The sequence below is a fragment of the Vulgatibacter incomptus genome (genome assembly GCF_001263175.1).
GTDB classification, from domain to species: Bacteria; Myxococcota; Myxococcia; order Myxococcales; family Vulgatibacteraceae; genus Vulgatibacter; species Vulgatibacter incomptus.
In genome coordinates, this window is record NZ_CP012332.1 from 1375170 (window position 1) to 1397581 (window position 22412).

Annotated in this window: 22 protein-coding genes, 1 tRNA gene and 3 pseudogenes; 15 read left to right on the forward strand and 11 right to left on the reverse strand. The window is 66.5% G+C overall.

Going from position 1 to position 22412, the window contains the following annotated elements:
- The first annotated feature begins 82 nt into the window (after positions 1-82).
- Both uvrB and AKJ08_RS05520 read left to right on the forward strand, forming a co-directional pair.
- Positions 83-2170, forward strand: a complete 2088-nt coding sequence (uvrB, locus tag AKJ08_RS05515) for an excinuclease ABC subunit UvrB (protein WP_050725144.1) — start codon at positions 83-85, stop codon at positions 2168-2170.
- Between the two features lie 104 nt (positions 2171-2274).
- Positions 2275-3204: a M28 family peptidase gene (locus AKJ08_RS05520; protein WP_169788753.1), complete on the forward strand. Its 930-nt coding sequence runs from the start codon at positions 2275-2277 to the stop codon at positions 3202-3204.
- Positions 3205-3304: 100 nt separating this feature from the next.
- Here AKJ08_RS05520 and AKJ08_RS05525 read toward each other — a convergent pair whose 3' ends face one another.
- The gene (locus AKJ08_RS05525) at positions 3305-4111 is read right to left on the reverse strand and encodes a hypothetical protein (RefSeq protein WP_050725146.1); all 807 of its coding nucleotides are present in this window, start codon (positions 4109-4111) and stop codon (positions 3305-3307) included.
- Between the two features lie 108 nt (positions 4112-4219).
- On the opposite strand from AKJ08_RS05525, the gene uvrC reads away from it, so the two are divergent.
- Together uvrC and AKJ08_RS05535 are read left to right on the forward strand one after the other, a co-directional pair.
- A complete protein-coding gene (gene uvrC / locus AKJ08_RS05530) occupies positions 4220-6229 on the forward strand; it encodes an excinuclease ABC subunit UvrC (protein ID WP_050725147.1) in 2010 nt (669 codons plus the stop codon).
- Between the two features lie 118 nt (positions 6230-6347).
- Positions 6348-6866, forward strand: a complete 519-nt coding sequence (locus tag AKJ08_RS05535) for a DUF507 family protein (protein WP_050725148.1) — start codon at positions 6348-6350, stop codon at positions 6864-6866.
- A 12-nt stretch (positions 6867-6878) separates the two neighbouring features.
- Here AKJ08_RS05535 and AKJ08_RS19700 read toward each other — a convergent pair whose 3' ends face one another.
- Positions 6879-7265, reverse strand: coding sequence for a TraR/DksA family transcriptional regulator (locus AKJ08_RS19700; RefSeq protein ID WP_050725149.1), 387 nt, complete (start codon positions 7263-7265; stop codon positions 6879-6881).
- A gap of 204 nt (positions 7266-7469) precedes the next feature.
- On the opposite strand from AKJ08_RS19700, the gene trmFO reads away from it, so the two are divergent.
- From trmFO to AKJ08_RS05575, 7 genes are all read left to right on the forward strand, one after another.
- Positions 7470-8792, forward strand: coding sequence for a methylenetetrahydrofolate--tRNA-(uracil(54)-C(5))-methyltransferase (FADH(2)-oxidizing) TrmFO (gene trmFO, locus AKJ08_RS05545; RefSeq protein WP_050725150.1), 1323 nt, complete (start codon positions 7470-7472; stop codon positions 8790-8792).
- Positions 8793-8815: 23 nt separating this feature from the next.
- Positions 8816-10408, forward strand: a complete 1593-nt coding sequence (locus AKJ08_RS05550; RefSeq protein ID WP_050725151.1) for an alpha/beta hydrolase — start codon at positions 8816-8818, stop codon at positions 10406-10408.
- Between the two features lie 76 nt (positions 10409-10484).
- Positions 10485-11420: a tyrosine recombinase XerC gene (gene xerC, locus AKJ08_RS05555; RefSeq protein ID WP_082342759.1), complete on the forward strand. Its 936-nt coding sequence runs from the start codon at positions 10485-10487 to the stop codon at positions 11418-11420.
- 112 nt (positions 11421-11532) lie between these two features.
- Positions 11533-12081 carry an ATP-dependent protease subunit HslV gene (gene hslV / locus AKJ08_RS05560; RefSeq protein ID WP_050725152.1) on the forward strand — a complete coding sequence of 183 codons (549 nt, stop codon included), beginning with the start codon at positions 11533-11535 and terminating at the stop codon, positions 12079-12081.
- The gene (gene hslU, locus AKJ08_RS05565; RefSeq protein WP_050725153.1) at positions 12078-13466 is read left to right on the forward strand and encodes an ATP-dependent protease ATPase subunit HslU; all 1389 of its coding nucleotides are present in this window, start codon (positions 12078-12080) and stop codon (positions 13464-13466) included. Before hslV ends, hslU begins: the two co-directional genes overlap by 4 nt.
- Positions 13463-13798: a divalent-cation tolerance protein CutA gene (cutA, locus tag AKJ08_RS05570; RefSeq protein WP_050725154.1), complete on the forward strand. Its 336-nt coding sequence runs from the start codon at positions 13463-13465 to the stop codon at positions 13796-13798. The genes hslU and cutA overlap by 4 nt, the downstream gene beginning before the upstream one ends.
- 70 nt (positions 13799-13868) lie before the next feature.
- Positions 13869-13945, forward strand: a tRNA-Arg gene (locus tag AKJ08_RS05575).
- Positions 13946-14116: 171 nt separating this feature from the next.
- On the opposite strand, the gene AKJ08_RS19095 is transcribed toward AKJ08_RS05575, so the two are convergent.
- From AKJ08_RS19095 to AKJ08_RS20825, 4 genes and pseudogenes are all read right to left on the reverse strand, one after another.
- Positions 14117-14266 carry a hypothetical protein gene (locus tag AKJ08_RS19095; protein ID WP_157370495.1) on the reverse strand — a complete coding sequence of 50 codons (150 nt, stop codon included), beginning with the start codon at positions 14264-14266 and terminating at the stop codon, positions 14117-14119.
- Positions 14267-14342: 76 nt separating this feature from the next.
- Positions 14343-14627 carry a hypothetical protein gene (locus AKJ08_RS20310; protein WP_240475447.1) on the reverse strand — a complete coding sequence of 95 codons (285 nt, stop codon included), beginning with the start codon at positions 14625-14627 and terminating at the stop codon, positions 14343-14345.
- A gap of 37 nt (positions 14628-14664) precedes the next feature.
- Positions 14665-14724, reverse strand: a pseudogene (locus tag AKJ08_RS20820) (hypothetical protein); the annotation flags it as partial.
- A pseudogene (locus AKJ08_RS20825) lies at positions 14706-14849 on the reverse strand (transposase domain-containing protein); the annotation flags it as partial. The pseudogenes AKJ08_RS20820 and AKJ08_RS20825, both read right to left, overlap by 19 nt.
- A gap of 1154 nt (positions 14850-16003) precedes the next feature.
- On the opposite strand from AKJ08_RS20825, the gene AKJ08_RS19105 reads away from it, so the two are divergent.
- The 3 genes from AKJ08_RS19105 to AKJ08_RS20320 all read left to right on the forward strand — a co-directional run bounded on the left by AKJ08_RS19105 (position 16004) and on the right by AKJ08_RS20320 (position 17559).
- The gene (locus AKJ08_RS19105) at positions 16004-16552 is read left to right on the forward strand and encodes a hypothetical protein (RefSeq protein ID WP_157370496.1); all 549 of its coding nucleotides are present in this window, start codon (positions 16004-16006) and stop codon (positions 16550-16552) included.
- Between the two features lie 226 nt (positions 16553-16778).
- Positions 16779-16976, forward strand: coding sequence for a hypothetical protein (locus AKJ08_RS20100; protein WP_205624772.1), 198 nt, complete (start codon positions 16779-16781; stop codon positions 16974-16976).
- A gap of 361 nt (positions 16977-17337) precedes the next feature.
- On the forward strand, positions 17338-17559 hold the full coding sequence (locus AKJ08_RS20320; protein WP_050725157.1) for a hypothetical protein: 222 nt from the start codon (positions 17338-17340) through the stop codon (positions 17557-17559).
- A gap of 408 nt (positions 17560-17967) precedes the next feature.
- Here the strand turns inward: AKJ08_RS20320 and AKJ08_RS20325 are convergent, their stop codons facing one another.
- The 4 genes and pseudogenes from AKJ08_RS20325 to AKJ08_RS20835 form a co-directional block, all read right to left on the reverse strand.
- Positions 17968-18156, reverse strand: coding sequence for an ATP-binding protein (locus tag AKJ08_RS20325; protein ID WP_240475448.1), 189 nt, complete (start codon positions 18154-18156; stop codon positions 17968-17970).
- Entirely contained in the window at positions 18140-18454 is a 315-nt protein-coding gene (locus tag AKJ08_RS20615) for an ATP-binding protein (protein WP_338062182.1), read from the reverse strand. Before AKJ08_RS20615 ends, AKJ08_RS20325 begins: the two co-directional genes overlap by 17 nt.
- Positions 18387-18749 (reverse strand): ATP-binding protein, encoded by a 363-nt coding sequence (locus AKJ08_RS20620; RefSeq protein ID WP_276202189.1) that lies wholly within the window; start codon positions 18747-18749, stop codon positions 18387-18389. The genes AKJ08_RS20615 and AKJ08_RS20620 overlap by 68 nt, the downstream gene beginning before the upstream one ends.
- Positions 18750-18977: 228 nt before the next feature.
- Positions 18978-19187 (reverse strand): annotated as a pseudogene (locus AKJ08_RS20835) (Mu transposase domain-containing protein); the annotation flags it as partial.
- Positions 19188-20407: 1220 nt separating this feature from the next.
- Here AKJ08_RS20835 and AKJ08_RS05605 point away from each other — a divergent pair.
- Entirely contained in the window at positions 20408-21373 is a 966-nt protein-coding gene (locus AKJ08_RS05605) for a hypothetical protein (protein ID WP_050725159.1), read from the forward strand.
- Between the two features lie 328 nt (positions 21374-21701).
- Here AKJ08_RS05605 and AKJ08_RS05610 read toward each other — a convergent pair whose 3' ends face one another.
- Entirely contained in the window at positions 21702-22301 is a 600-nt protein-coding gene (locus AKJ08_RS05610; RefSeq protein ID WP_157370497.1) for a hypothetical protein, read from the reverse strand.
- Positions 22302-22412 lie beyond the last annotated feature (111 nt).

The following is a 22412-nucleotide window of genomic DNA, read 5'->3' on the forward strand; positions in this document are numbered from 1 at the left end:
AGTCCCCTCGCTCATCCTTCTGGGCGAGGGGACGAAGCCGGGGCCGCCCGTCGGTTGTTGTACGCGAGAGGAATTGTAGACGATGACCGACTTTCAGCTCGTGACGCAGTACGAGCCCCGGGGCGACCAGCCCCGGGCCATCCAGGAGCTCGTCGAGGGGATCCAGCGGGGCGACAAGCACCAGGTGCTGCTCGGGGCCACCGGCACCGGCAAGACCTTCACCATGGCGAATGTGATTGCGGCCTGCCGCAAGCCCGCCCTGGTGATGGCCCACAACAAGACGCTGGCGGCCCAGCTCTACGGGGAGTTTCGCGAGCTCTTCCCGCACAACGCGGTCCAGTACTTCGTCTCGTACTACGACTACTACCAGCCGGAGGCCTACGTCCCGACGACGGACACCTTCATCGAGAAGGACTCGTCCATCAACGACGAGATCGATCGGATGCGGCACGCGGCGACCCACTCGCTGCTCACCCGCAACGACGTGATCATCGTCGCCTCGGTCTCCTGCATCTACGGCATCGGCTCGGCCGAGTCCTACTACGGCATGCTCCAGTCGCTGGAGGTGGGGAAGGAGTTCCTCCGCGACCGGCTGCTTCGGGCGCTCGTCGACATCCAGTACGAGCGGAACGACGTCGACTTCCACCGCGGGACCTTCCGCGTCCGCGGCGACACCCTCGAGGTCTTTCCCGCCTACGAGGAGGAGAAGGCGATCCGGATCGAGTTCTTCGGCGACACCGTCGAGGCGATCTCCGAGGTGGATCCCCTGCGCGGGCTGGTGCTCAGCAAGCTCGACAAGGTCGCGATCTTCCCGAACTCGCACTACGTCACGGCGCCCGAGCGGCGCCAGATGGCGATCGACTCGATCCAGGAGGAGCTGCGCGGCCGGCTCCAGCTCCTGAAATCCGAGAACAAGCTCCTCGAGTACCAGCGCCTCGAGCAGCGGACCATGTTCGATCTCGAGATGATCGAGCAGATGGGCTTCTGCAGCGGCATCGAGAACTACTCGCGGCACCTCACCGGACGTAAAACCGGCGAGCCGCCCCCCTGCCTGCTGGACTACTTCCCCAAGGACTTCCTGGTCATCGCCGACGAGAGCCACCAGACGATTCCGCAGGTGGGCGCCATGTACAAAGGCGACCGCTCGCGGAAGGAGACACTGGTGGAGTACGGCTTCCGGCTCCCGTCCGCCCTGGACAACCGGCCGCTGAAGTTCAACGAGTTCGAGCACCTGGTGAACCAGGCGGTCTACGTCTCCGCCACGCCCGCGAACTACGAGCTCGACAAGGCCCAGGGCGTGGTCGTCGAGCAGATCATCCGTCCGACGGGCCTGGTGGATCCGAAGGTCGAGGTCCGCCCCGTCGCCACGCAGGTCGACGACCTCCTCGCCGAGATCCGCGAGGCCGTGGGCCGCGGCGAGCGCGTCCTCGTCACCACGCTGACCAAGCGGATGGCGGAGGACCTCACCGAGTACTACACGGACGTCGGCGTCCGCGTTCGCTACCTGCACTCCGACATCGACACCCTCGAGCGGATCCGGATCATCCGCGCTCTGAGGCAGGGCGAGTACGACGTGCTCGTCGGGATCAACCTGCTCCGAGAGGGCCTCGACATCCCCGAGGTCTCGCTGGTCGCGATCCTCGACGCGGACAAGGAAGGCTTCCTCCGCTCGTCGGTCTCGCTGATCCAGACCATCGGCCGGGCCGCCCGCAACGTCGGTGGCCGGGTGATCATGTACGCCGATCACGTGACCGACAGTATGAGCAAGGCGATGGGCGAGACGGACCGGCGCCGCTCGATCCAGGAGGCCTACAACGCGGAGCACGGGATCACGCCGACCACCGTGAAGAAGGCGATCCTCGAGCTGGGTCCCGAGATCGCGAGCGACTACAGCACCGTGCCGCTGGCGGCGGAGGAGCAGCCGCTCTACCTCGCGCCCGAGAAGCTCCACGCGGAGCTGGCGCGTCTCACCAAGGAGATGCAGGCCGCCGCGGAGGCCCTGGAGTTCGAGCAGGCCGCGGCGCTCCGCGATCGAATCCACGCCCTCAAGGACGCCGACCTCGGGATCGGGCCCGCGCCTCGTCCCGAGGCCGCAGCCGGCGGCCGGGCGGTCCCGAAGCGGGGAGGGCGAAAGAGCCAGTACCCGGCTCGCAAGGGCGCGAAGCGCTGATCGGCAGCCTGACGCGCGAAAATCCCATGGACGCCTCCCGTTTGGGGAAGCCGGGCGGGCAGGGTAGAGTCGGGGCTTTCGTGAGGTCCCGTGTGAAGCTCTCCATGGTTCTGCTGGCAGCGGCCGGCACCGGCGTCCTCGCCGCGGGCACGGTCGGCGCGCTCGCTGCGGATCCGGCGTCGAAGCGAGCCGCCTCCGAGGCCCGGCTGATGGACTCGGCCCGGTCCATCGTCGCGGCGGGGCCGGCAGTGCAGGGAACGCCCGCCAAAGCACAGGTCGAGGCGCTGCTGAGGTCGCGCCTCGAGCCTTCCGACGCCTGGGTGCGGCGCATCCCGTTCTCCGTGGAGCTGAAGGCCATCGGCGCCCGCTGGGACCTCGTCAACCTCGTCGCCTCCTTCCACAAGGAGGCGAAGCATCGGGTGATGATCGGCGCCCACTGGGACATCCGCCCGTGGGCCGACGAGGATCCTGATCCGACGAAGCGCAAGCTTCCTTTCGACGGCGCCAACGACGGCGCCTCCGGCGTGGCCATCCTTCTCGAGCTCGCCCGGGCCCTGGGCGAGACCCCGCCGCCCGAGGGGATCGGCGTCGACCTCGTCTTCTTCGACGGAGAGGAGGGCCCGAAGGGCGCCCTCCACGAGAACTTCCTCGGCTCCAAGGAGCTGGCCGAGCGCTGGTTCACCACGGGTGTCACGCCACCTTACGCCGGGATCATCGTCGACATGGTGGGTCGCAAGGGGACCCGCATCCGCCGCGAGGTCGCCTCCCAGCGGAGGGCGGGCGCCGTCCAGGACGAGATCTTCGCCGTCGCCAAGGCGATGGGCTCGCAGGTCTTCGTCGACGAGCCGGGTATCCACATCCTCGACGACCACACGGCCTTCCTCGATCGAGGCATCCCGGTGGTCGACCTGATCGACATCGAGGACCCTGCGTGGCACACCCACGCCGACACCCTCGACAAGCTCGATCCCGCTGTGATGGCGGAGGTCACCGACGTGGTCCTCGGCTGGATCCGGAGCCAGCGGCCCCGATAGCGAGGACGCTACGCTCGCGCCAGCCGCCGTTCGGGAAAGACTTCCGGAATGGCGGGTGGGCGCGGGCCCCGAGGATCACGGGCCCGCGCGAGCACTCGCGTTACTGCGACAACATCAAGTAGCCCTCGCCCGCGATCACGGACGCGAACTTCTGTGGGCATTCTCCGGTGCGGATCGTGGACCACTGAGTGAAGTTCCAGTTCTGCTTTCCGCCGGGCCAACCCGACCACGACTTCCTGGGATCGTCGTCGTCTTCGCTCAGCCGGACCTCGAGCTGGATCGCCTTCTCGTCGCAGACGCCCTTCGAGATGGAGCACTGCAACTGGTAGGTCAGTATCGGGCCCAGGTCGGGAAGGGGCCGCTCGAGACGTTCGGGCGGCGTCTTCCCTGTACCCACGTGGAGGATCGAGACGAGGTCTACGTCCACTGGCCTGAGGACCAGCCAGTCCTTGGACCGGGTGATCGTATAGTCCTTGCCCTCGTATTCAGTCCAGAAGGCCTCCATCATCCTGGGCCAGACGACCTCGATCGTACCCAGCGACGCGTTCGAGAACACGACTGACATCCGATCCTCCCGAACCTGGGTCAGCGTGCCGACTCCCGAGAAGCCGACCGGGATCGGCGGGTTCGTGCCGACCCGGGCTGCGAGCTTGAACGCGTCGGTCGCTTGCGCATTGGTCATGAAGTCGTCCTGGCAGAGGTCGACGGGTTCCTTCCAGCGAGGGTCGTCCACTCCACCGCCACCGCTTCCCGCGGTCCCTGGGTCACCGCCCGTTCCTCCCTGCCCGTTGCTCCCTCCGCTCCCTGCCGTACAGCCTTCGCCTGAGCAGGCCGGCTCGTTATCCTTGCCACACGCCGCGACGACGAGGGTCGCCGCCACGAGCGCGGCCATCCATCCAAACTTCATACGATCTCCTTCACCCGGGGGACCTCCATCCTTTCACGAATAGCGGCGCGGATTTCGCGGAAATAGCGGGCTTGCGCGCGAGGTCTTCCTTGCGGACACTCCCGCTCGATGGACGCCGCCCTCCGCCAGAAGCTCGATGACCTGCCCGTCTCCCCCGGCGTGTACCTGATGAAGGATCGCGAGGGGGAGGTGGTCTACGTCGGTAAGGCGGTGAACCTCCGCTCCCGCGTCCGCTCGTATTTCCAGCCCTCCACCTCCGACACCCGCGCCTTCGTCCCCTTCCTGGACGAGCTCCTCGGCGACATCGAGGTGATCCTCGTCCACAACGAGAAGGAGGCGCTGATCCTCGAGAGCACGTTGATCAAGCGGCACAAGCCGCGGTTCAACGTGATGCTCCGGGACGACAAGGCGTTCATCTGCCTGCGTCTCGACGAGCGGCATCCCTACCCGCGGCTCGAGGTGGTCCGCCGCATGAAACGGGATGGCGCCCGCTACTTCGGCCCCTACTCGAGCGCCACGGCGATCCGGGAGACCCTGCGGACGATCAACCGCTTCTTCCAGCTCCGCACCTGTACGGATCAGGTGCTCGCCAAGCGCACCAGGCCCTGCCTCCTCTTCCAGATCAAGCGCTGCCCGGCGCCTTGCGTCTACGAGGTCCCGCAGGAGGAGTATCGGCGCAGCGTGCGCGAGACCGTGCTCTTCCTCGAGGGCAAGGAGCCGGAGCTTGTCGAGGGCCTGCGGCTGCGCATGAAGCAGGCCGCGGCGGACCTCCGCTTCGAGGAGGCCGCCCAGGTCCGCGACCAGGTGCGGGCGATCGAGAAGACCCTGGAGAAGCAGCAGACCGTCTTCGGCGAGCAGCTCGACCAGGACGTCTTCGGCTTCTGGAGGGAGGGGCCGAGCCTGGTGATAGAGGTCCTCTTCGTCCGCACCGGCAAGCTGATCTCCGCCCAGAGCTTCCCCTTCACCGGGCAGGAGTTCCCCACGGAGGAGCTCCTCGCGTCGTTCATCGACCAGTACTACGCCACCGGCGCGGCGGTCCCCGACGAGGTGCTCCTGCCGGTCGTCCTCGAGCAGGCGGACTTCACCTCCGAGGTGCTCTCGGAGCGGAAGGGCCGCAAGGTCCGGGTGATGACGCCCATGCGCGGCGACAAGAAGCGCCTCATGGAGATGGCGACCAAGAACGCCGAGCACGCCTTCCTGGAGAGCAAGAAGAAGAACCGGACGAACGAGGAGATCCTGGAGCGGCTCCAGCAGCGCCTCGAGCTCCAGCGGCTCCCCCGGCGGATCGAGTGCTTCGACATCTCGAACTTCCAGGGGACGATGGTGGTGGCGAGCCAGGTCGCTGCCCTCGACGGCGAGGCCGACAAGGCGCGGTACCGGCACTATCGGATCAAGACCGTCGAAGGCCAGGACGACTTCGCCTCCATGTACGAGGTGATCTCACGACGAGTCGCCAGGGGCGATCTTCCGGACCTCCTGCTCATCGACGGCGGCAAGGGTCAGCTCAACGCGGCGAGGGCCGCGGTGAAGGACGCCGGTGTGCTCGACCAGGTCGAGCTGGCGTCGCTCGCCGAGAGCCACGTGGTCGGGGAGACCGCCGACGGCGGCGTGAAGAGGAGCCCCGAGCGGGTGTTCCTCCCGGGCAAGAAGGATCCGCTCGTCCTGCGGCCGAACTCCGCCGAGCTCTTCGTGCTCCAGCGGCTCCGGGACGAGGCCCACCGCTTCGCGATCACCTTCCACCAAAAGCTCCGCCGTGCGCGGAACTTCCAATCGATCCTGGAGGAGATCCCCGGAGTGGGGGAGAAGCGCCGGCGATCGCTCCTGCGCCACTTCGGCTCCCTGAAGCGGATCCGCTCGGCGACGGCGGAGGAGATCGCCGAGGTCGAGGGCTTCAACCTGGCCCTCGGCAAGCGGATCGCCGAGTTCCTGGCGCGCCCCGAAGAGGACCCCGATCGCGACTCGGAACTCCCGGAGGGAGCGGCGCAGTCGATGGACGCGGCGGCGGAGGTAGCGGAGGCGGTCCAGGACCCCGACCAGCGCCTGAGCGACGAGGAAGAGGCGATCGAGGCGGTGTCGGAAGTGGGACCACAAAGCACTGGGACCGGGCGAATCGACTGAAAAACCCGGAAAACCGCTTGCCGCCCGCCTCTTGCGTAGTCTAAACCTTTGCCTAACTTGGCAGCGTTCGCGGGGGTCTAGGCGGACGCCCGAGACTCACCGCAGACGCGAGGGCATCATGCGACTCTACCCGAAAGTGATCCCGGTCATCGCCCGCGAGGTCGTCCAGACCTTGATGAAGGAGAACGACATCGAGGTGGAGACGCTGCGTATCGCGGACGCCGAGATGGACATGGCCGCGATCATGCGTGAGTACCTGGCCTCCGAGGAGCGGGTGAACCAGGCCACCAAGGAGGCCCTCGAGCGTCGCGGCTACGACCACTCCAAGTTCAACCAGGTGAAGCGCGAGATGGCAGACGTCCGCGGCTTCAAGATGGGGGACGAGGGGATCGAGTACGTCATCGGGCAGATGATCGAGTTTCTCCTCATCTCCCGAAACGTGGAGGAGGTCTTCTCCGAGGACGCTCCCCTGCGGCGGAAGATCTTCGCGATCTTCAAGAAGCACCTGGACCTCGACGCCGAGCTCGATCGCGAGGCCCGTGCCCGGATGAAGAACCTCACCGAGGGCACGGCCGAGTGGGAGGTCGAGTACAACCGGACGATGGACCAGCTCAAGCGCGCACGCGGCCTGATCTAGTTCAGAGCGTCTTTAGAGAGTCGGGTACTCGCGTCCCGGCTCCGCCATCGCCTCCCTACGCCTCGTGCACTCCGAGTCACGGAGCGCGTAGGGAACGGCCTCCAGACGCTCGATGGGGATCGTCTCTCCGCAGTCGATGCACTCCCCGTAGGTCCCGGCGTCGATCCGGGCCACGGCCGCGTCGATCTGGCCGACCTCTCGCCGCTGGTTCTCGCTCAGTCGGGTCAGCACGAACTCCGCCGAAGAGGTCTGGGCATCCTCTTCCATCTCAGCGGTCCGCTGCTGCCCCTTGAGCTCCGCGATCTCGCGCTGGTTGCCGATGGTGCTGCGCACCACCACGTAGCGCCGCTCGAGAAGGCGCTGGCGCATCCGCTCCAGGGTGTGTCGATCGTAGGTCACCGCTGCCTCCTTGCTCCGGATGTGCGGGTTAACGTGGGCACCCCGATCGGCGCCCGCGAGAGCCAGGCGGGCAGGCGATTGCGCGCGGAGATGCGGTCCAATCCGCTCGCTCGCTCCTTGCCGGCACCGTGTCCGGCTGCTACGAAGCCCGTTCGGCTTTTGACGTAAGGCCTCTGGCGGGATCGCGTCCCGAGGAGCGGGCAAGTGAGCGAAACCGTGGTGACAGTGGTCGGTGGTGGCCTCGCCGGATCCGAGGCGGCGTTCCAGCTCGCCAAGCGCGGGCATCGCGTGCGCCTCGTCGAGATGAAGCCCGCCAAGCGCACCCCTGCCCAGGTGTCGGACTTCCTCGCCGAGCTCGTCTGCTCCAACTCCTTCCGCTCGGACAACCCTGAGAACGCGGTCGGCCTCCTCCATGAGGAGCTCCGGCGGGTGGGCTCGCTGATCCTGGCCTCCGCCGACGAGGCGCGGGTGCCCGCCGGCGACGCCCTCGCCGTGGACCGCGTCCGCTTCTCCACGTGGATCACCGAGCGGATCGAGGCGAACCCCGCCATCGAGCGCGTGCACGGCGAATTGGAGTCGCTTCCAGAGGGCCACGCGATCGTCGCCACCGGTCCCCTCACCTCGGACGCCCTCGCCCGCGCGATCGCCGAGGCCACCCAGGGTGGAGACGGGCTCTACTTCTACGACGCCATCGCGCCGATCATCTCCGCGGAGTCCATCGACCACTCGATCGCCTTCGCGCAGAGCCGCTACGGCAAGGGCGGCGGCGACGACTACCTGAACCTCCCGCTCGACGAGGCCCAGTACCACGCCTTCGTGGCCGAGCTGCGCAACGGGCAGAAGGTCGTGCCCCACGCCTTCGAGGAGCCCAAGTACTTCGACGGCTGCCTGCCGGTGGAGGTGCTGGCCGAGCGGGGCGAGGAGACCCTCGCCCACGGCCCGATGAAGCCGATGGGGCTCAGCGATCCGCGCACCGGCAACCGGCCCTACGCCGTGGTGCAGCTCCGCCGGGAGGACGCTGCGGGCACCTCCTTCAACATCGTCGGCTTCCAGACCCGGCTCACCTGGCCCGAGCAGCGGCGGATCTTCCGGATGCTCCCGGGCCTCGCCGAGGCCGAGTTCGTGAGGCTCGGGCAGATCCACCGGAACACCTTCCTCAACGGCCCGGCGCTCCTCGGTGGCGATCTCTCGCTCCGTTCGCGGCCGGAGCTCTACTTCGCGGGCCAGATCGTCGGCGTAGAGGGCTACGTGGAATCCACCGCGGTGGGTTTCCTCGCGGCCCTCTCCATGGACGCCCGCCTCCGCGGCGTGCCGTTCCAGCCGCCGCCCGGCGATACGGCCCTCGGCGCGCTGCTGCGCCACGTGACCGGCGAGGCCCATCCTCCCGGCTACGACTACCAGCCGACCAACATCACCTGGGGGCTCTTCCCGCCTCTCCAGGGCCGCGTCCGCAAGGCCGAGAAGCGCACGCTCCTGGTGGAGCGGGCACGGGCCTCCCTCGACGCCTGGCTCGCCAAGGCCTCCTGAACCTCCTGCGCCACGGGACTCCGATGCGTTCTCCGTTCTTCCGCTCCTGTCTCCTCCCGGCGATCCTCGCCGCCGTCGTCGTCGCCGGCTGCAAGGCGCCGCCGCCCAAGGCCTACCAGGGCGAAGGCAAGCTCGTCGCCGCTGGCCCGGCCCGCGAGGTGATCGCCGCTCCCGACGGCGGCGCCGTTGCCTGGCTCGCCGCGCCCGACCTCGCGAAGGACAAGGGGCACAACGCCTCCGATCAGACCTTCATCGGCACCGCGACCTTCGCGCCGATGGGCGCCCCCGTGACGATGGGGCCCGGTGTCGCCACGCTGCCCGGCTCGTTCTTCTTCTCGCCGACGGGGGCCCAGGTCGGCGCCCTCACGCGCTGGTCGTTCAAGCTCCAGCGCGGCACCCTCGTCGTCGGCGACGTCGCCCAGAGCCGGGCGCGTACCGTCGCCGAGCAGGTCTCCTTCTTCGCCTTCAGCTCGGACGGGGCCCGTCTTGGCTACGTCGCCGAGAACGTCCTTTTCGTGGGCCCGGCGGACGGCAGCCGCCCCGCCGAGCGGATCGCCGAGCAGATCGCGACCTTCGACTTCTCGCCGGACGGCAAGTCCCTCGTCGCCAGGCGTCGGGCCCTCGGCGGCGGGCAGCTCGTCCACGCCGATCTCGAGAAGGGCGGCGAGCCGCGAATCGTCGGCGAAAAGGTGGCCGACTACCGCTGGTCGCCCGACGGATCGCGCGTCGCGTTCACCGCCCGGAACGACGAGGGCACGGCCGATCTCTTCGTAGAGAAGGCCGGGGCCAAGGCGGAGCGGGTGGGGAAGGGCGTCACCGCCTTCCGCTACGCGCCGGACGGCAAGCATTTGGCGTTCATCGGCGACGTCACGCCCAAGAAGCAGTTCGGCGACCTCTTCGTCCTCGGTGAGGACGGGGCCGCCGTGAAGATCGGCGAGGACGTCACCGAGCTGGATTTCGATCCGAAGGGCCGCCGGCTCGCCTGGCTCGACAAGTACAACCCGCACAACCGCGGCGGGGTGCTCACCTGGGCGGAGCTCTCCGCGAAGCCCGAGGCGCGGAAGCTCGGATCCAACGTCCCGAGCTTCGTCTGGTCCCACGACGGCAGCCGCCTCGCATACGTGCAGCGGCAGCTCGCGCCGGTGTTCAGCATCGACCTCTACCTGGCGACCGTCGGGGCCGAGGGCGATCCCGCCAAGGTCGCCCAGGGCGTCTTCGGCTACTCCTTCGCGACGCGCGACGATCGGCTCTACTTCCGCACGCAGTGCATCCGCAACGGCCGCGCCTGCGACCTGCAGTCGGTCGACGTGGCCCATCCCGCTGGGGCGGTGAGGATGATCGCGAAGGCGATCCACACCTTCGAGCCGGCCGACGCGGACGAGTCGACCCTCCTCGTGACCTACGCGCGCACCGACGCCGACGCACTCGATCTGGCGATGGTGCCGGCGGACGGCTCGTCGAAGCCGCGCATGCTCGACGAGCGGGTGCTCGCCGGGACCAAGATCCTTCGCGGCGGCAAGGCCAGGGTGGCCTACGCCGTCCTCGATCCGGCGCGGCTGGGCGTCTACGTCGCCGACGCGCCCGCGTTCGACGCCACCGCCGAGGGCGCGCGCTGACAATTGATCGCTGCCGGGCCTGGTTTCCACAGGCTCGGCGCTGGCGTGAGCGCGTGTAGGGGTTAGGGTAGGCGGCATGGCCGCCGCCCCTCCTTCGCCGATCCTCCCCAAATCCGAGGCGCTCCCCGAGCCGGTGCTCGCTTTCCTCGAGCACCTCCGGGTGCAGCGGCGCTACTCGCCTCGCACCCTGGGTGAATACGAGAGCGACCTCCGGCAGCTCTGCGCCTACCTCGAGGAGCGCCGGATCGACCTGCTGAAGGTGGACTCGCTCTGCCTGCGCGGCTTCCTAGCCCGCATGCACGGCCACCTCGCGCCCGCATCCGTCGCGCGCAAGCTCGCGGCGATCCGCTCCCTCTACCGCCACCTGCAGAAGCTCGGCCTCGTCGAGGCCAACCCCGGCACGCTGGTGGCCACCCCCAAGCAGCCCAAAGCCCTCCCCAAGGTCGTGCCCATCGACGAGGTCACCGCGCTCCTCGAGACGCCGAAGGCCGACACCGCCCTCGGCGCACGAGACCGGGCGATCCTCGAGGTCCTCTACGGCGGCGGTCTGCGCTGCTCCGAGCTCTGCGGCCTCGACCTCTCGAGCCTCGACCGGAGCGCGGGTACCCTGCGGGTGCTCGGCAAGGGGCGCAAGGAGCGGCTCGTCCCCATCGGCAGCAAGGCCCGGGAGGCCCTCGATCGCTGGCTCGACCTCCGTCCCCGGCTCTTCTCCACCGCGCGCCGCGGGCAGGATCCCCACGCCCTCTTCGTGAACTATCGCGGGGGCAGGCTCTCCACCCGATGGGTCGCGCGGGCCCTCGATCGCTACACGCGCATCTGCGCGCTGCAGCGGAACGTCCACCCGCACGCCCTGCGCCACTCCTTCGCCACCCACCTCCTCGACAATGGCGCCGACCTCCGCGGCATCCAGGAGCTCCTCGGTCACGCCTCGGTGTCCACCACCCAGCGCTACACCCACGTCACCGTCGAGCACCTGATGGCCGTCTACGACAAGGCCCACCCGCGGGCCTGAGGCCGTCCAGGCCTCCCCCCTTCGCCCCTCGAGAGCCCTCCGAGATCCGGCGTCGCCCGGGCGGCCCCGGGCCTATACTTTCCCCGTCCTCCGAGAGGAGGAAGGAGCGTGCATGAGCAATCCGTTCGACCTCCATGGCACCACCATCCTGGCGGTCCGCAGGGGCCGCCACGTGGTCATCGCCGGCGACGGCCAGGTGAGCATGGACAAGACGATCATGAAGGGGAACGCCCGCAAGCTGCGGCGCCTCTCCGAGGGGCGGGTGATCGCGGGCTTCGCTGGCGGCACCGCGGACGCCTTCACGCTCTTCGAGAAGTTCGAGGCCCGGCTCAAGGAGCACGCCCACAACCTCACCCGCGCCGCCGTGGAGCTCGCCAAGGAGTGGCGCACCGACAAGTACCTGCGCCGCCTCGAGGCGCTCCTGCTCGTTGCCGACGAGGATCGAACCCTGATCCTCACCGGCGCCGGCGACGTGATCGAGCCCGAGCACGGCGCCGCCGCCATCGGCAGCGGCGGGCACTACGCCCTCGCCGCCGCCCGCGCGCTCCTCGACGCCACCGACCTCCCGCCCAAGGAGATCGCCTCCCGCGCCATGCACATCGCCGCGGAGATCTGCGTGTACTCCAACGACAAGATCGTCTTCGAGGAGCTCGGAGCATGAAGGCCCTCACTCCTCGTGAAATCGTCGCCGAGCTCGACCGCTACATCGTCGGCCAGAAGAAGGCCAAGCGCGCGGTCGCCATCGCGCTGCGCAACCGGTGGCGGAGGCAGCAGGTCGATCCCGCGCTGCGCGACGAGATCGCGCCCAAGAACATCATCATGATCGGGCCCACCGGCGTCGGGAAGACCGAGATCGCCCGCCGGCTCGCGCGTCTCGCCCACGCGCCCTTCGTGAAGGTCGAGGCCTCCAAGTACACCGAGGTCGGCTACGTGGGCCGCGACGTCGAGTCGATGATCCGCGACCTCGTCGAGATCTCCATCAAGCTCGTGCGCGACGAAGAGCTCGAGCGGGTCCACGCCCGCGCTGCCGGCCAGGCCGAGGAGAGGCTCCTCGACCTCCTGGCGCCCGGCGTCGCCGCCGATCGAGCGCGAGCTACGGGCTTCCTCGCGCCTGCGACGGGGAGCAGCGAGGGCGTGCAGGCCGTGGGCGCCACGTCGCGCGAGGAGCTCCGCCAGCAGCTCCGGGCCGGCAAGCTCGACGACCGCTTCGTCGAGGTCGACGTCACCGAGGCCCCGCAGCTCCCGATGATGCAGATGTTCGGGCCTCAGGGCATGGAGGAGATGGGCCTCAACCTCGGCGAGATGCTCGGCAACCTGCCGGGCCCCTTCGGCAAGAAGACCCGCAAGAAGAAGATGAAGGTCGCCGAGGCGCGCAACCTGCTCGAGCAGGAGGAGGCCGGCCGCATGATCGATATGGAGCGGGTCAAGGCCGACGGCCTCAAGCGCGCCGAAGAGAGCGGCATCGTCTTCATCGACGAGATCGACAAGGTCGCCGGCAGGCAGGGCGCTGGCGGCGGCCCCGACGTCTCGCGGGAAGGCGTGCAGCGCGACCTCCTCCCCATCGTCGAGGGCTCCACCGTCGCCACCAAGCACGGCACCGTGAAGACCGACCACATGCTCTTCGTCGCGGCCGGCGCCTTCCACGTGGCCAAGCCCTCCGACCTGATCCCCGAGCTGCAGGGCCGCTTCCCCATCCGCGTCGAGCTCGAGCCGCTGAAGCAGGAGGACTTCGTCCGGATCCTTCGCGAGCCGCAGAATTCGCTCATCAAGCAGTACACGGCTCTCCTCGACACGGAGGGCGTCCAGCTCTCCTTCACCGACGACGCCATCGACGAGCTCGCCCGAATCGCCCAGCTCGTCAACGAGCGCACCGAGAACATCGGCGCGCGGCGGCTCCACACCGTGATGGAGCGCCTCCTCGACGAGGTCTCCTTCGAGGCCACGGAGCTCCCGCCCGGCCATCCGATCCGCGTCGACGCGGCCTACGTCCGCCAGCGCCTCGAGGACGTCGTCAAGGACGAGGACCTCAGCAAGTACATCCTGTGAGCGATTCTTCCGCGATCGTCGTGCTCGTCACGGCTCCCGACGAGGAACAGGCCGCCGGCCTCGCGCGCCGCCTCGTCGAGGAGCGGCTCGCGGCCTGCGGCAACATCGTGCCGCGGATCCGCTCGATCTACCGCTGGGAGGGCAGGGTGGAGGACGGCGCCGAGGCGCTGCTCCTGCTCAAGACCCGCGCGGAGCTCTTCGAGCGGCTCCGGGCGCGGGTAGTCGAGCTCCACCCGTACGAGTGCCCCGAGGTCCTGCGCCTGGGCGTCGAGGCCGGGCACGAGGCCTATCTCGAGTGGATCCGGGCGAGCGTCGCGTCATCCTCCGATTGACGCGCGGTGGGAAACGCCACGTCAGACCTTGCGCGGCGCCCCGACTGCCGGTAGAGATTCCCCCCGCTGTGGGCGATTAGCTCAGCTGGATAGAGCATTGGCCTTCGAAGCCAAGGGTCGGGGGTTCGAACCCCTCATCGCCCGCCACTGACGAGAGGCCCCGGTCCCTGCACGATGGGATCGGGGCCTTTCCATTTTCGCGAGCGGCGGCACCAGGCGATCCCGAAGAGCTCCAAAGCGGTGACGAACCCCGCCGCGATGCCGGGGACGGAAAATCCAGCTCGTCGGCGGGGTATTCGCGTGCGTCAAGGAGCGAAGTCAGCCGCGTTTGCGGCTTGAATCTCCGGCGATTTTCTCGGCCGCTCGCACGCGCCAGATGGGAGGCAGCTCGGGATGGAGGGCGCGGAGCTTCTTACCGAGCTGTATCTCGACGAAGTCGTCGCCCTTCCCAAGCTTCTCGACAGCCATCCAGCTTCGGTTCTTGCGGGCGCGCGAGAGCTAGTGCCGGTTGCCACCTTTGCTCGATCGGGATGAGCAGCACCGGCTAGGCGAAGCCGCGATCCACGATGGCAAGCGAGTTTTCCGCGAGCTCCGTGAAGAGCTCCTTCGCCGGCGTCGTTTCGCCCTGCGAGTAGGGACCGAAGTTCCCCGCCGCCAGCAGGTGAGAACGCAGCGCCATCAGTGTTGCCACGCGCAACTGCGGATACCCGCAATAGTCACCATGCCGACCGCGCTGCCCGCCTAATGCCTCGCGATTTTCCGGCGAATCCTGCGGCCGGACCGTCGTTCCGTCGATGCCAAACAGGGCAATGCCGCGCCTCGCGGGCACTGGAGAAGGCCCACTCGGTCGCGCAGCACATGAACAGCCAGTGCAAGGGCTCCTCGCCGAGGCGACTGCGCGCCTGAACTACCGCGCTTGGCGCGATTTTCCCAGTTCAGCTGCCCGGCAGCCGGAGTGTAGGCGCTCGACCACCATGCTGATGGGCATGTCCCGGAAGATCGCCATGTCGAGTACCAGCCAAAGCGTCTGCTCGGCAGGAAGCTGGCCGTGCCTGTGGACTCGAGCGCCTCATCGATACACGCTGGGTCGATAGAATTTGTGAACTTCTGAACGGTACCGCGGTCGAGAAAGTTGTTCGGCGAGAACGAAGCCATCGATAGCTTCCGGCACAATCGAGGCATCATGATTCCGTTGCTGCCGCTCAAGCAGCGCGAGATCGAGGCCCCCAAATCCTCAAGGACCTCGAACGGTTACGCGCTAAACGATCGGCATCGGGCTTAATGGCGCCGGATGAACTACGTCATTAGGAACCGCAGGACGCCGACTACTCTGTCTTCAATCAAACAGGGCCTCCAGGGAATAGCGCCTCCTTGGTTTCCCCTAAAGACCGATCCGAAGTACGCTCCCACTGCTTCGAGGGCACGACCGAAAAGAGAAGGCGCTCGAAGGTGGCATGACTGTCCACAGACAAAGAGCACCATCACTCAGCAGATCAATAGCAGGCAGCCATATGCAATAACTTCAAGCCAGCAGGAGGCGGAAAGACAAACGTAGTCAGGGCGAGCAGAAAACTCATACGGGTGGCAAAGCAGTGCAGTTCATGCATGATGAAAGGGGGAACGTTTCTTTCCGGTAGGAGATCCTCTACGCAGCACGCCACATAACCCGCGCCACTCTCACACGCGAACCTCAAAGGAAAAACCAGTGATTCTCATCCCTTCAAAGGCTGGAGCGATCGGAGTTCTCATCTTGGTGGGCTTGTATGCGGCCGATGCATTCGCCGTTCCGTCTTCCGTTCCCACGCTTCGCCAACAAAACGAAAAGTACCACCACTGCACCAAGCCTGGATTTTATGCAGTGGCGCTTGGCCAATCGTCAAACGGCACGTTTCATGTTGGCTCATACTGTGGCTTCGCATCCCTCTGGAACACGGCTACCGACGCCACAAGGCGAATCGATCCGGATGAAGGGAGACTGATTAGAGCGGCCGGAAAATACATGATGACAGAGTGCGAGCTTAGCCTTCGTCCGACCTGGGTTCACGACCTCGACACAGATTCGGAAGTCCCAATCAGGGACCATGCAGAAATGTTTGCAGTCAGTCCATATCTCGGAATGGCTTTCTGGACAGATCTCTCACTCCCGAATCCGGTCCTCGCTCTATCGCCGTACTTGAATCCGCCCCGCGAGGCCCACCGGCCAAGGTGGGAGAGAAGCTCGGCGTAACTTCTTTCCTAAACGTCGAAAATGGGAGATTCGACACAGGAATGACTGCAGTCATAACGCCGAATGGCGATGTATACGCGGATCGCCTTGGCACCATCCCCGGACCGGCGACACAGCTCGACCTTCACGGAGATGCGTTGGTCTACATCAAGGGTCGATCGATTCACTGGACGTCCACCTCGCCGGACTCTTTCGGCGTATTTCCGAGCGGGCAAATTCAAACCGAAAGTCTTGGATGCTCCAGCTTTCACCATCCGATACTAGGAGGATCAGCTCCGCTGGCAGGTGCGTTCTATGCGACACCGAGCTATGTGATATTCGAGGGAAGGAAATGCGATGGACACCTCGGCTCCGTCCTGTTCCTGACCGACATTCGAGATCCAAACAGCCAGACGACATACCTGGTTGACGAAATTATGCCGTCGCCAGCCACATTTCAGGCGTCATTTGATACTGAGAACTTTGCGGTTGTGTACATCAGAGATAGTTCTTTTGATGTCAAATTCTTCGAGTTTTCATTGCCTTGACGTCTGCCCTGCCGCTCGTCACTGCCCAGTCGAACTGGAGGCAGTGACGGCGGCGCCCTGCTCTGTGCCGAGGTGGAGTTCGAGCACTCGGGCCCAACAGCATCTCGAGGTCGAGTCCTCTCGCGGAACCTATCAGGCTTCTGTAAAACCCACCGCCAGCAGGCCCCGGAGGGATCGATTGCTCCGGAGCGCCTGCGGAGAATCGCGCCTCTTCGTGGAAGATGCGATGCGCGGCAAGGTTGAACGACAGGCCTCGATGCTCACCCTGGTTGGACCCGACCAGCGGGTGCCCAAGGATCTCCCGATCCGGCGGATCAAGCTGCTGACCGACCGCGAGTTGGAGCGCCTCTCGTCCGTCTTCGAGTCGCGCTCTTCAGTGTCCGAAGCGAGCGCCAGATCTGCGAGCGCCTCGATTACGACCTGATGTTCCGATTCTTCCGCGACATTAGGATACCCGAGGAGAGCTTCGATGCCTCGACCTTCTCGAAGAGCAAGGAGCGGCTGATCGAGGCTGACGTCGCGGGCCTCTTCTTCGAGGGCGTGGTGCGCCAGGGGAAAGACGTGAGGCTGAACTCCGCCGAGCACGTCACTGTCGGCGGCACGCTCATCGAGGCGTGGGCGTCTATGATGAGCTTCAAGAAGAAGGGCAGTAGGGACGTCGAGCCGAGGGACGATCCCAGCAACCCGATCACTTCCATGGGGAAAAGCGCAGCAACGAGACCCACGAGTCTTCCACCGATCCGGAGGCTCGCCTCGCACGCAAGGGCAAGGGCAAGGGCAAGGGCATGGGCATGGGCATGGGCATGGGCATGGGCATGGGCATGGGCCTGGAGGCGAAGCTCGCGCTGTCTGGGCACGTGCTCATGGAGAACCGCAACGGCCTCTGCCTCGACATCTCGATCTCCCAGGTGGACCGCCGTGCCGAGCGCCGCGAAGCACTTTGGATGCTGAAGCGCAAACGGGAGAACGGGTTCTCCCCCGCAACGTTGGGCGCCGATCTAGCATAAGACGCCGCTGATTTCGTGCACGACGTCTACCTCGAGGGCGTCGTGCCGCATTTGGCTCGCAAGCGCCGTCACTCCAGCGGGGACGCTCGGCTCGCGCGACAGGTCGGCTTCCGGCACAGCCAGCGCTGCAGGAAGTAGGTCGAGAAATCGTTGGCTGGATGAAGACCGTCGGAGGGCTCCGGAGGACGCGTTATCGCGGGATCGCCCGCACCCAACTCTGCGCCTACTTCCCAGGAGCGGTGTACAACCTCAAGCGAGAATCGCGGCTGATTGGGAGCGCGGCATGAGCCCAACGCGCCACTGGGGGGTGGCTGCGAGCTCCCATCGAGGCCTCGCCCTCACCTGTCAAACGAAAGTAAGAACTGACCGCTTAACGTCAGTAACACCGGCCCCCTCCGCCTCGGTTGGTTAGGACTCTTTCCTGGTGCTGCCGCCGACCAGCCGTGCCTTGCGCTTCTGTTTCGGACGGTAGCTCTCGCCCTGGATCATTAAGGTGTGACTGTGGTGCAGCAGGCGGTCGAGGATCGCCGCCGCGAGCACGTCGTCGCCGAAGACGGTGCCCCAATGCGTGACGAGCTGGTTAGTCGTGATGAGCATGGCCGCCGCGCTCAAAGCGCTTTGCGACCAGCTGGAAGAACAGGTGGGCGCTTCGCTTCTCGAACGGCAGGTATCCCAGCTCGTCGATCATTAGCAGCCTGGGTTTCGCGAAGTATGCTAGCTTCTCCGCAAGCAGACCTTCGGTTTCGGCCTTCGCTAACGCAGCGAGCAGCGCCGTGGCACCGGTGAAAAAGAACCGTGTGCCCCGCCTCGACGACGGCCCTCCCGACTCAGATCGCCAGGTGCGTTTTGCCAACGCCTGGAGGGTGGAAGAGAAGGACGTTCTCGTCGTTCGCAATGAATCGGCCCGTGGCGAGCTCGCGGACCAGCTTGTTGTCGATGGAGGGCTGGAAGCGGAAATCGAAGTCCTCGAGGTCCTTCACCGCTGGGATGTGCGCAATCTGAACGCCCATCGTTACGCGCTTCCGCTGCTTCGCGCCGACCTCCTCGGTATGGAGGCGGTCGAGGAAGTCTAGGAAGGTCGGATCGCTTCGAGCGGCTTCGGAGAGGATGGCGTCGAGACGCTGGGCGACCTGCCCGAGCCGGAGGCGCTGCAAGTGGTCGACGACGCGGGCGCGCACGAGCTCGCTCACGCTGCAGCTCGCTCGATCAGCGCCCGTAGTCGACGAGGCTTCGGCCGACGGCCGCGAACGGCGATGCTTCGTTGCTCGCGGCCACTCTCTCTGCGGGCGCACGGTGAAGGCCTGCGAAGTGCTCACGGTTGACGACCTCGCTCTTGGCCTCGAACGAGCGGATGTGCACGGCGACAAGCTTTTCGCCATGGAAGATCCGCACCTCCGCCTGACCGAGTGGAACTCGACTCGATCGCGGACCAGCTGGTACGGCACGCTGTAGCGAACGGTGTCGACGTCGACGCGCGCATCGTTGGCCACGACGCGCTGGAGACGCTGCTCGCGTACCGGCACCGGCCGATGTGGATGCGGGTGCAGAGCACTCGCATCTTCGCGCAGGAAACGCTCGACCGGAGTCTCGCTCGTCGATCCATGCCGGCGGTGATCGGTGGTGGCCATCCACGAGGAGAGGTGCGCTTCGAGTCCCGAGAACGAGGCGAACTCTCTGCCCGCGAGGCCACTTCGCTTCACCTACTTGACGCCGGACTCCACCTTCCCCTTCGAGCGGGCGTGGTAGGGCGCGCAAGCGCGAGGAACGACTCCCCAGTCTCGGCAGAACTCCCCGCTCACAGAGCTTGTAGACGGTCGAAACGGAGAGGGCGGCGGTCACCTGGCGAACCGAGAGCAGCGGGCGGGACAAAGGGTGGAGGCCTGGCAGCGCCCTGGCATTTTCCTATGAACCGCTGCCAAAGGCTGCCAAACGGGGCGCTCCGCGGCCTCGGGCACATCCAATGATTCCGTGAGGTTGCCCAGGTTTGCCACCACCTGACCAAGTCTGCCAAGGCTCTCTTCTCGTCCTTCGAAGCCAAGGGTCCGGGGTTCGAACCCCTCATCGCCCGCCACTGAGGAGAGGCCCCGGTCCCAGCACGATGGGATCGGGGCCTTTCCTTTTTCCGCGAGCGGCTGCGCCAGGCGGTCCCGCGGAAAGGGGGACTCGGGGTGCCAACATCCGCTACTCCCCGTCGGGCGGCATCCCGTCCTCGGTTTCGGTCGGCAATCCCGCTGGTCTTCCCTTGGAGCATTGATTCACGTATTGTTTGGCGACACACCGTTTTTCCGGAGGTAACGCCATGTCGAGAATCTGGTTGTTCTCCGCTTTCGCAGCGTTGGTATTAGCGTCCGCTTGTGGACCCTCCGATGAGGGGAACAAGCTCGCGGGCACGGGTGGAACGGGAGCGATTGGGGGAAGCGGTGGCACGGGTGGTAAAGCCGGGACCGGGGGCAGCGGCGGAACGGGGGACGACGGGGGGACCGGCGGCAGCGCAGGACACGGCGGCAGTGGCGGAACCGCAGGTGCCGGCGGCAGCGGCGGCGAGGGCGGTTCCGGTGGCGACGCGGGCCAGGGCGGGGAGGGCGGCTCCGGGGGTGACGGGGGCTCTGGAGGTGATGGCGGCTTCGCGGGCGAGGGCGGAGCTGGAGGAGACGGTGGCTTCGCGGGTGAGGGCGGCGCCATCGGCACGGGCGGCACCGGTGGGACGGCCGGCACCGGGGGCACGGCCGGCACCGGGGGCACGGCCGGCACCGGGGGCACGGGCGGCACCGGAGGCACCGGTGGGACGGCCGGAACTGGTGGAACAGCCGGCACCGGAGGTACGGGCGGCGACGGCGGATCGGGCGAAATGCCTCTCGAGCCGATCTGCGACGACGGACGATGCGTCTGGCCGATCGCGATGCCTGGTAGAAGCGTGACGATCTTCGGATCGATCTCGGCGGAGAACCGGTGGCAGGGGAGACAAGACAACTGCTCGAACCGAGGAGGCACGCCCTTCTACTTCGACACCGTTCCCATCATGAACAACACGGGAGCGCCGCAGAAGATTCGCATCAGCGCCCGGTTTCCCAGCTCGATCTCGTCGGAAGAGAACTTCCCCCCTGGAACCGTGTTCCTGTTCGACTATCCCTTCAATCCAGCAAATACCGGCCCGGGCTGCCGGATGGGAGCCAGCGCCGCCGGACTTCGGGCTGCCTTGGAGACCACTCTCCAAGCCGGAGAGAAGATCGAAGTCGTCGTCGCCTCCCAGTTTTCGCACCATGTTGGTGAGATTCGTGTGGATGTACAGACTGCTGGAGGCGAGTGTCATCCAATCGTCTGCGACGATGGGATCATGGATTTCCCGGCGAATTGCGACGACTTTGGGATGTCGAACGTCGCAGACTACAGCACGATTTGCCCGATCGGCCCCATCATCCCGGCTTCGGGCTCGGACTCCATGTATTCTGGGTACAGAGTCCCAATGGGAAGCTGGATCCAGAGCCAAGGAGTGTTCTTGGAATACACCTTTCCCGTTGAACCCGGTGTGACCTATGAATTCGAAGTGTTTTCTGGGGCGCCATTCACCTGTGCGAACCCCGGCGCGCCCCAACGGCTGAGGATCGACCTGCTCGGGTCCTCCAGCTCGACCTATTTCACTCCGCACAGGACGTACGACTCGGATTATTTCAGCGGGATCGGCGGATGCCCTCGGCTCGTCTGGACGGCCCCCGACATCACCACGGGTTTCAATGGCGAGAACATGAAGGTCCTCGTCTGGAACTTTGGCTCTGCGACTCCTCCCCTATTCGTTTCGATTCGCGAGGCGCGCTGATCGCCAGAGGCGAGGGAAGCGCTCTTCCCTCGCCTTTCGATGGAGTCCCTGCGCAACACCCGCCGAGACGGAGCGGAGCAATCCGCTCATCGGCGATTTTTAGCGCAGCTGGATTGAGCATTGGCCTTCGATGCCAAGGGTCGGGGGTTCGACTCCGTCATCGACCGCCAAAAGATTGCCCCGGATTCTCGCTGGTTGCAGCGCCTGAATCCGGGGCCTTCTTCTTTCCGCGGCCAGCTGTCAGCCGTCGGTCATGCTGCTAGCACCAAGCGGGGAGGAAGCCGTCGCCGCAGCAGATCCCAAGGCAGGACCGTTGGTCTTCCGGCGCTCAGTCCGCGCCGCGGCATTCGTCGGAGCGGACGCCTTGGGCGCAAACCCACGCGCCGTCCTCGCAGGTGGCCTGGAACAGCGCGTCGCTGCCACAGAACTGGAGGCAGGCCGGCTCGTCCTCCGGTACGCAGTCCGCGCCGCCGCATTCGTCGGAGCGGACGCCTTGGGCGCAAACCCACGCGCCGTCCTGGCAGGTGGCCTGGAACAGCGCGTCGCTGCCACAGAATTGGAGGCAGGCCGGCTCGTCCTCCGGTACGCAGTCCGCGCCGCGGCATTCGTCGGAGCGGACGCCTTGGGCGCAAACCCACGCGCCATCCTCGCAGGTGGCCTGGAGCATCGCGTCGCTGCCACAGAACTGGAGGCAGGCCGGCTCGTCCGCCGGTGCGCAGTCCGCGCCGCCGCATCGGGAGTCGGCACGGACGCCCGGGGCGCAATCCCATGCGCCATCCGTGCAAGTGGCCTCGATGATCGCGTCGCTGCCGCATTCGGCCAAGCACGTCAGTCTCTCGCTGGCTGGGCAGCTCGAGTCGCAGCCAGGTGCGGTAGCTGTGATGGCAACGAGCGAGAAGGCGACGGCCAACAGCGTCTTGTGGGACATGAGACCCCCTGTGGGATTGTGAGGCTGCGATCATACACCTCGGACGGCCCGACTTCGTCGGGGCTTGTTTTTCGTTCGGCTTTTCGAACGCGGAACGCCGCTGGCCTCGCG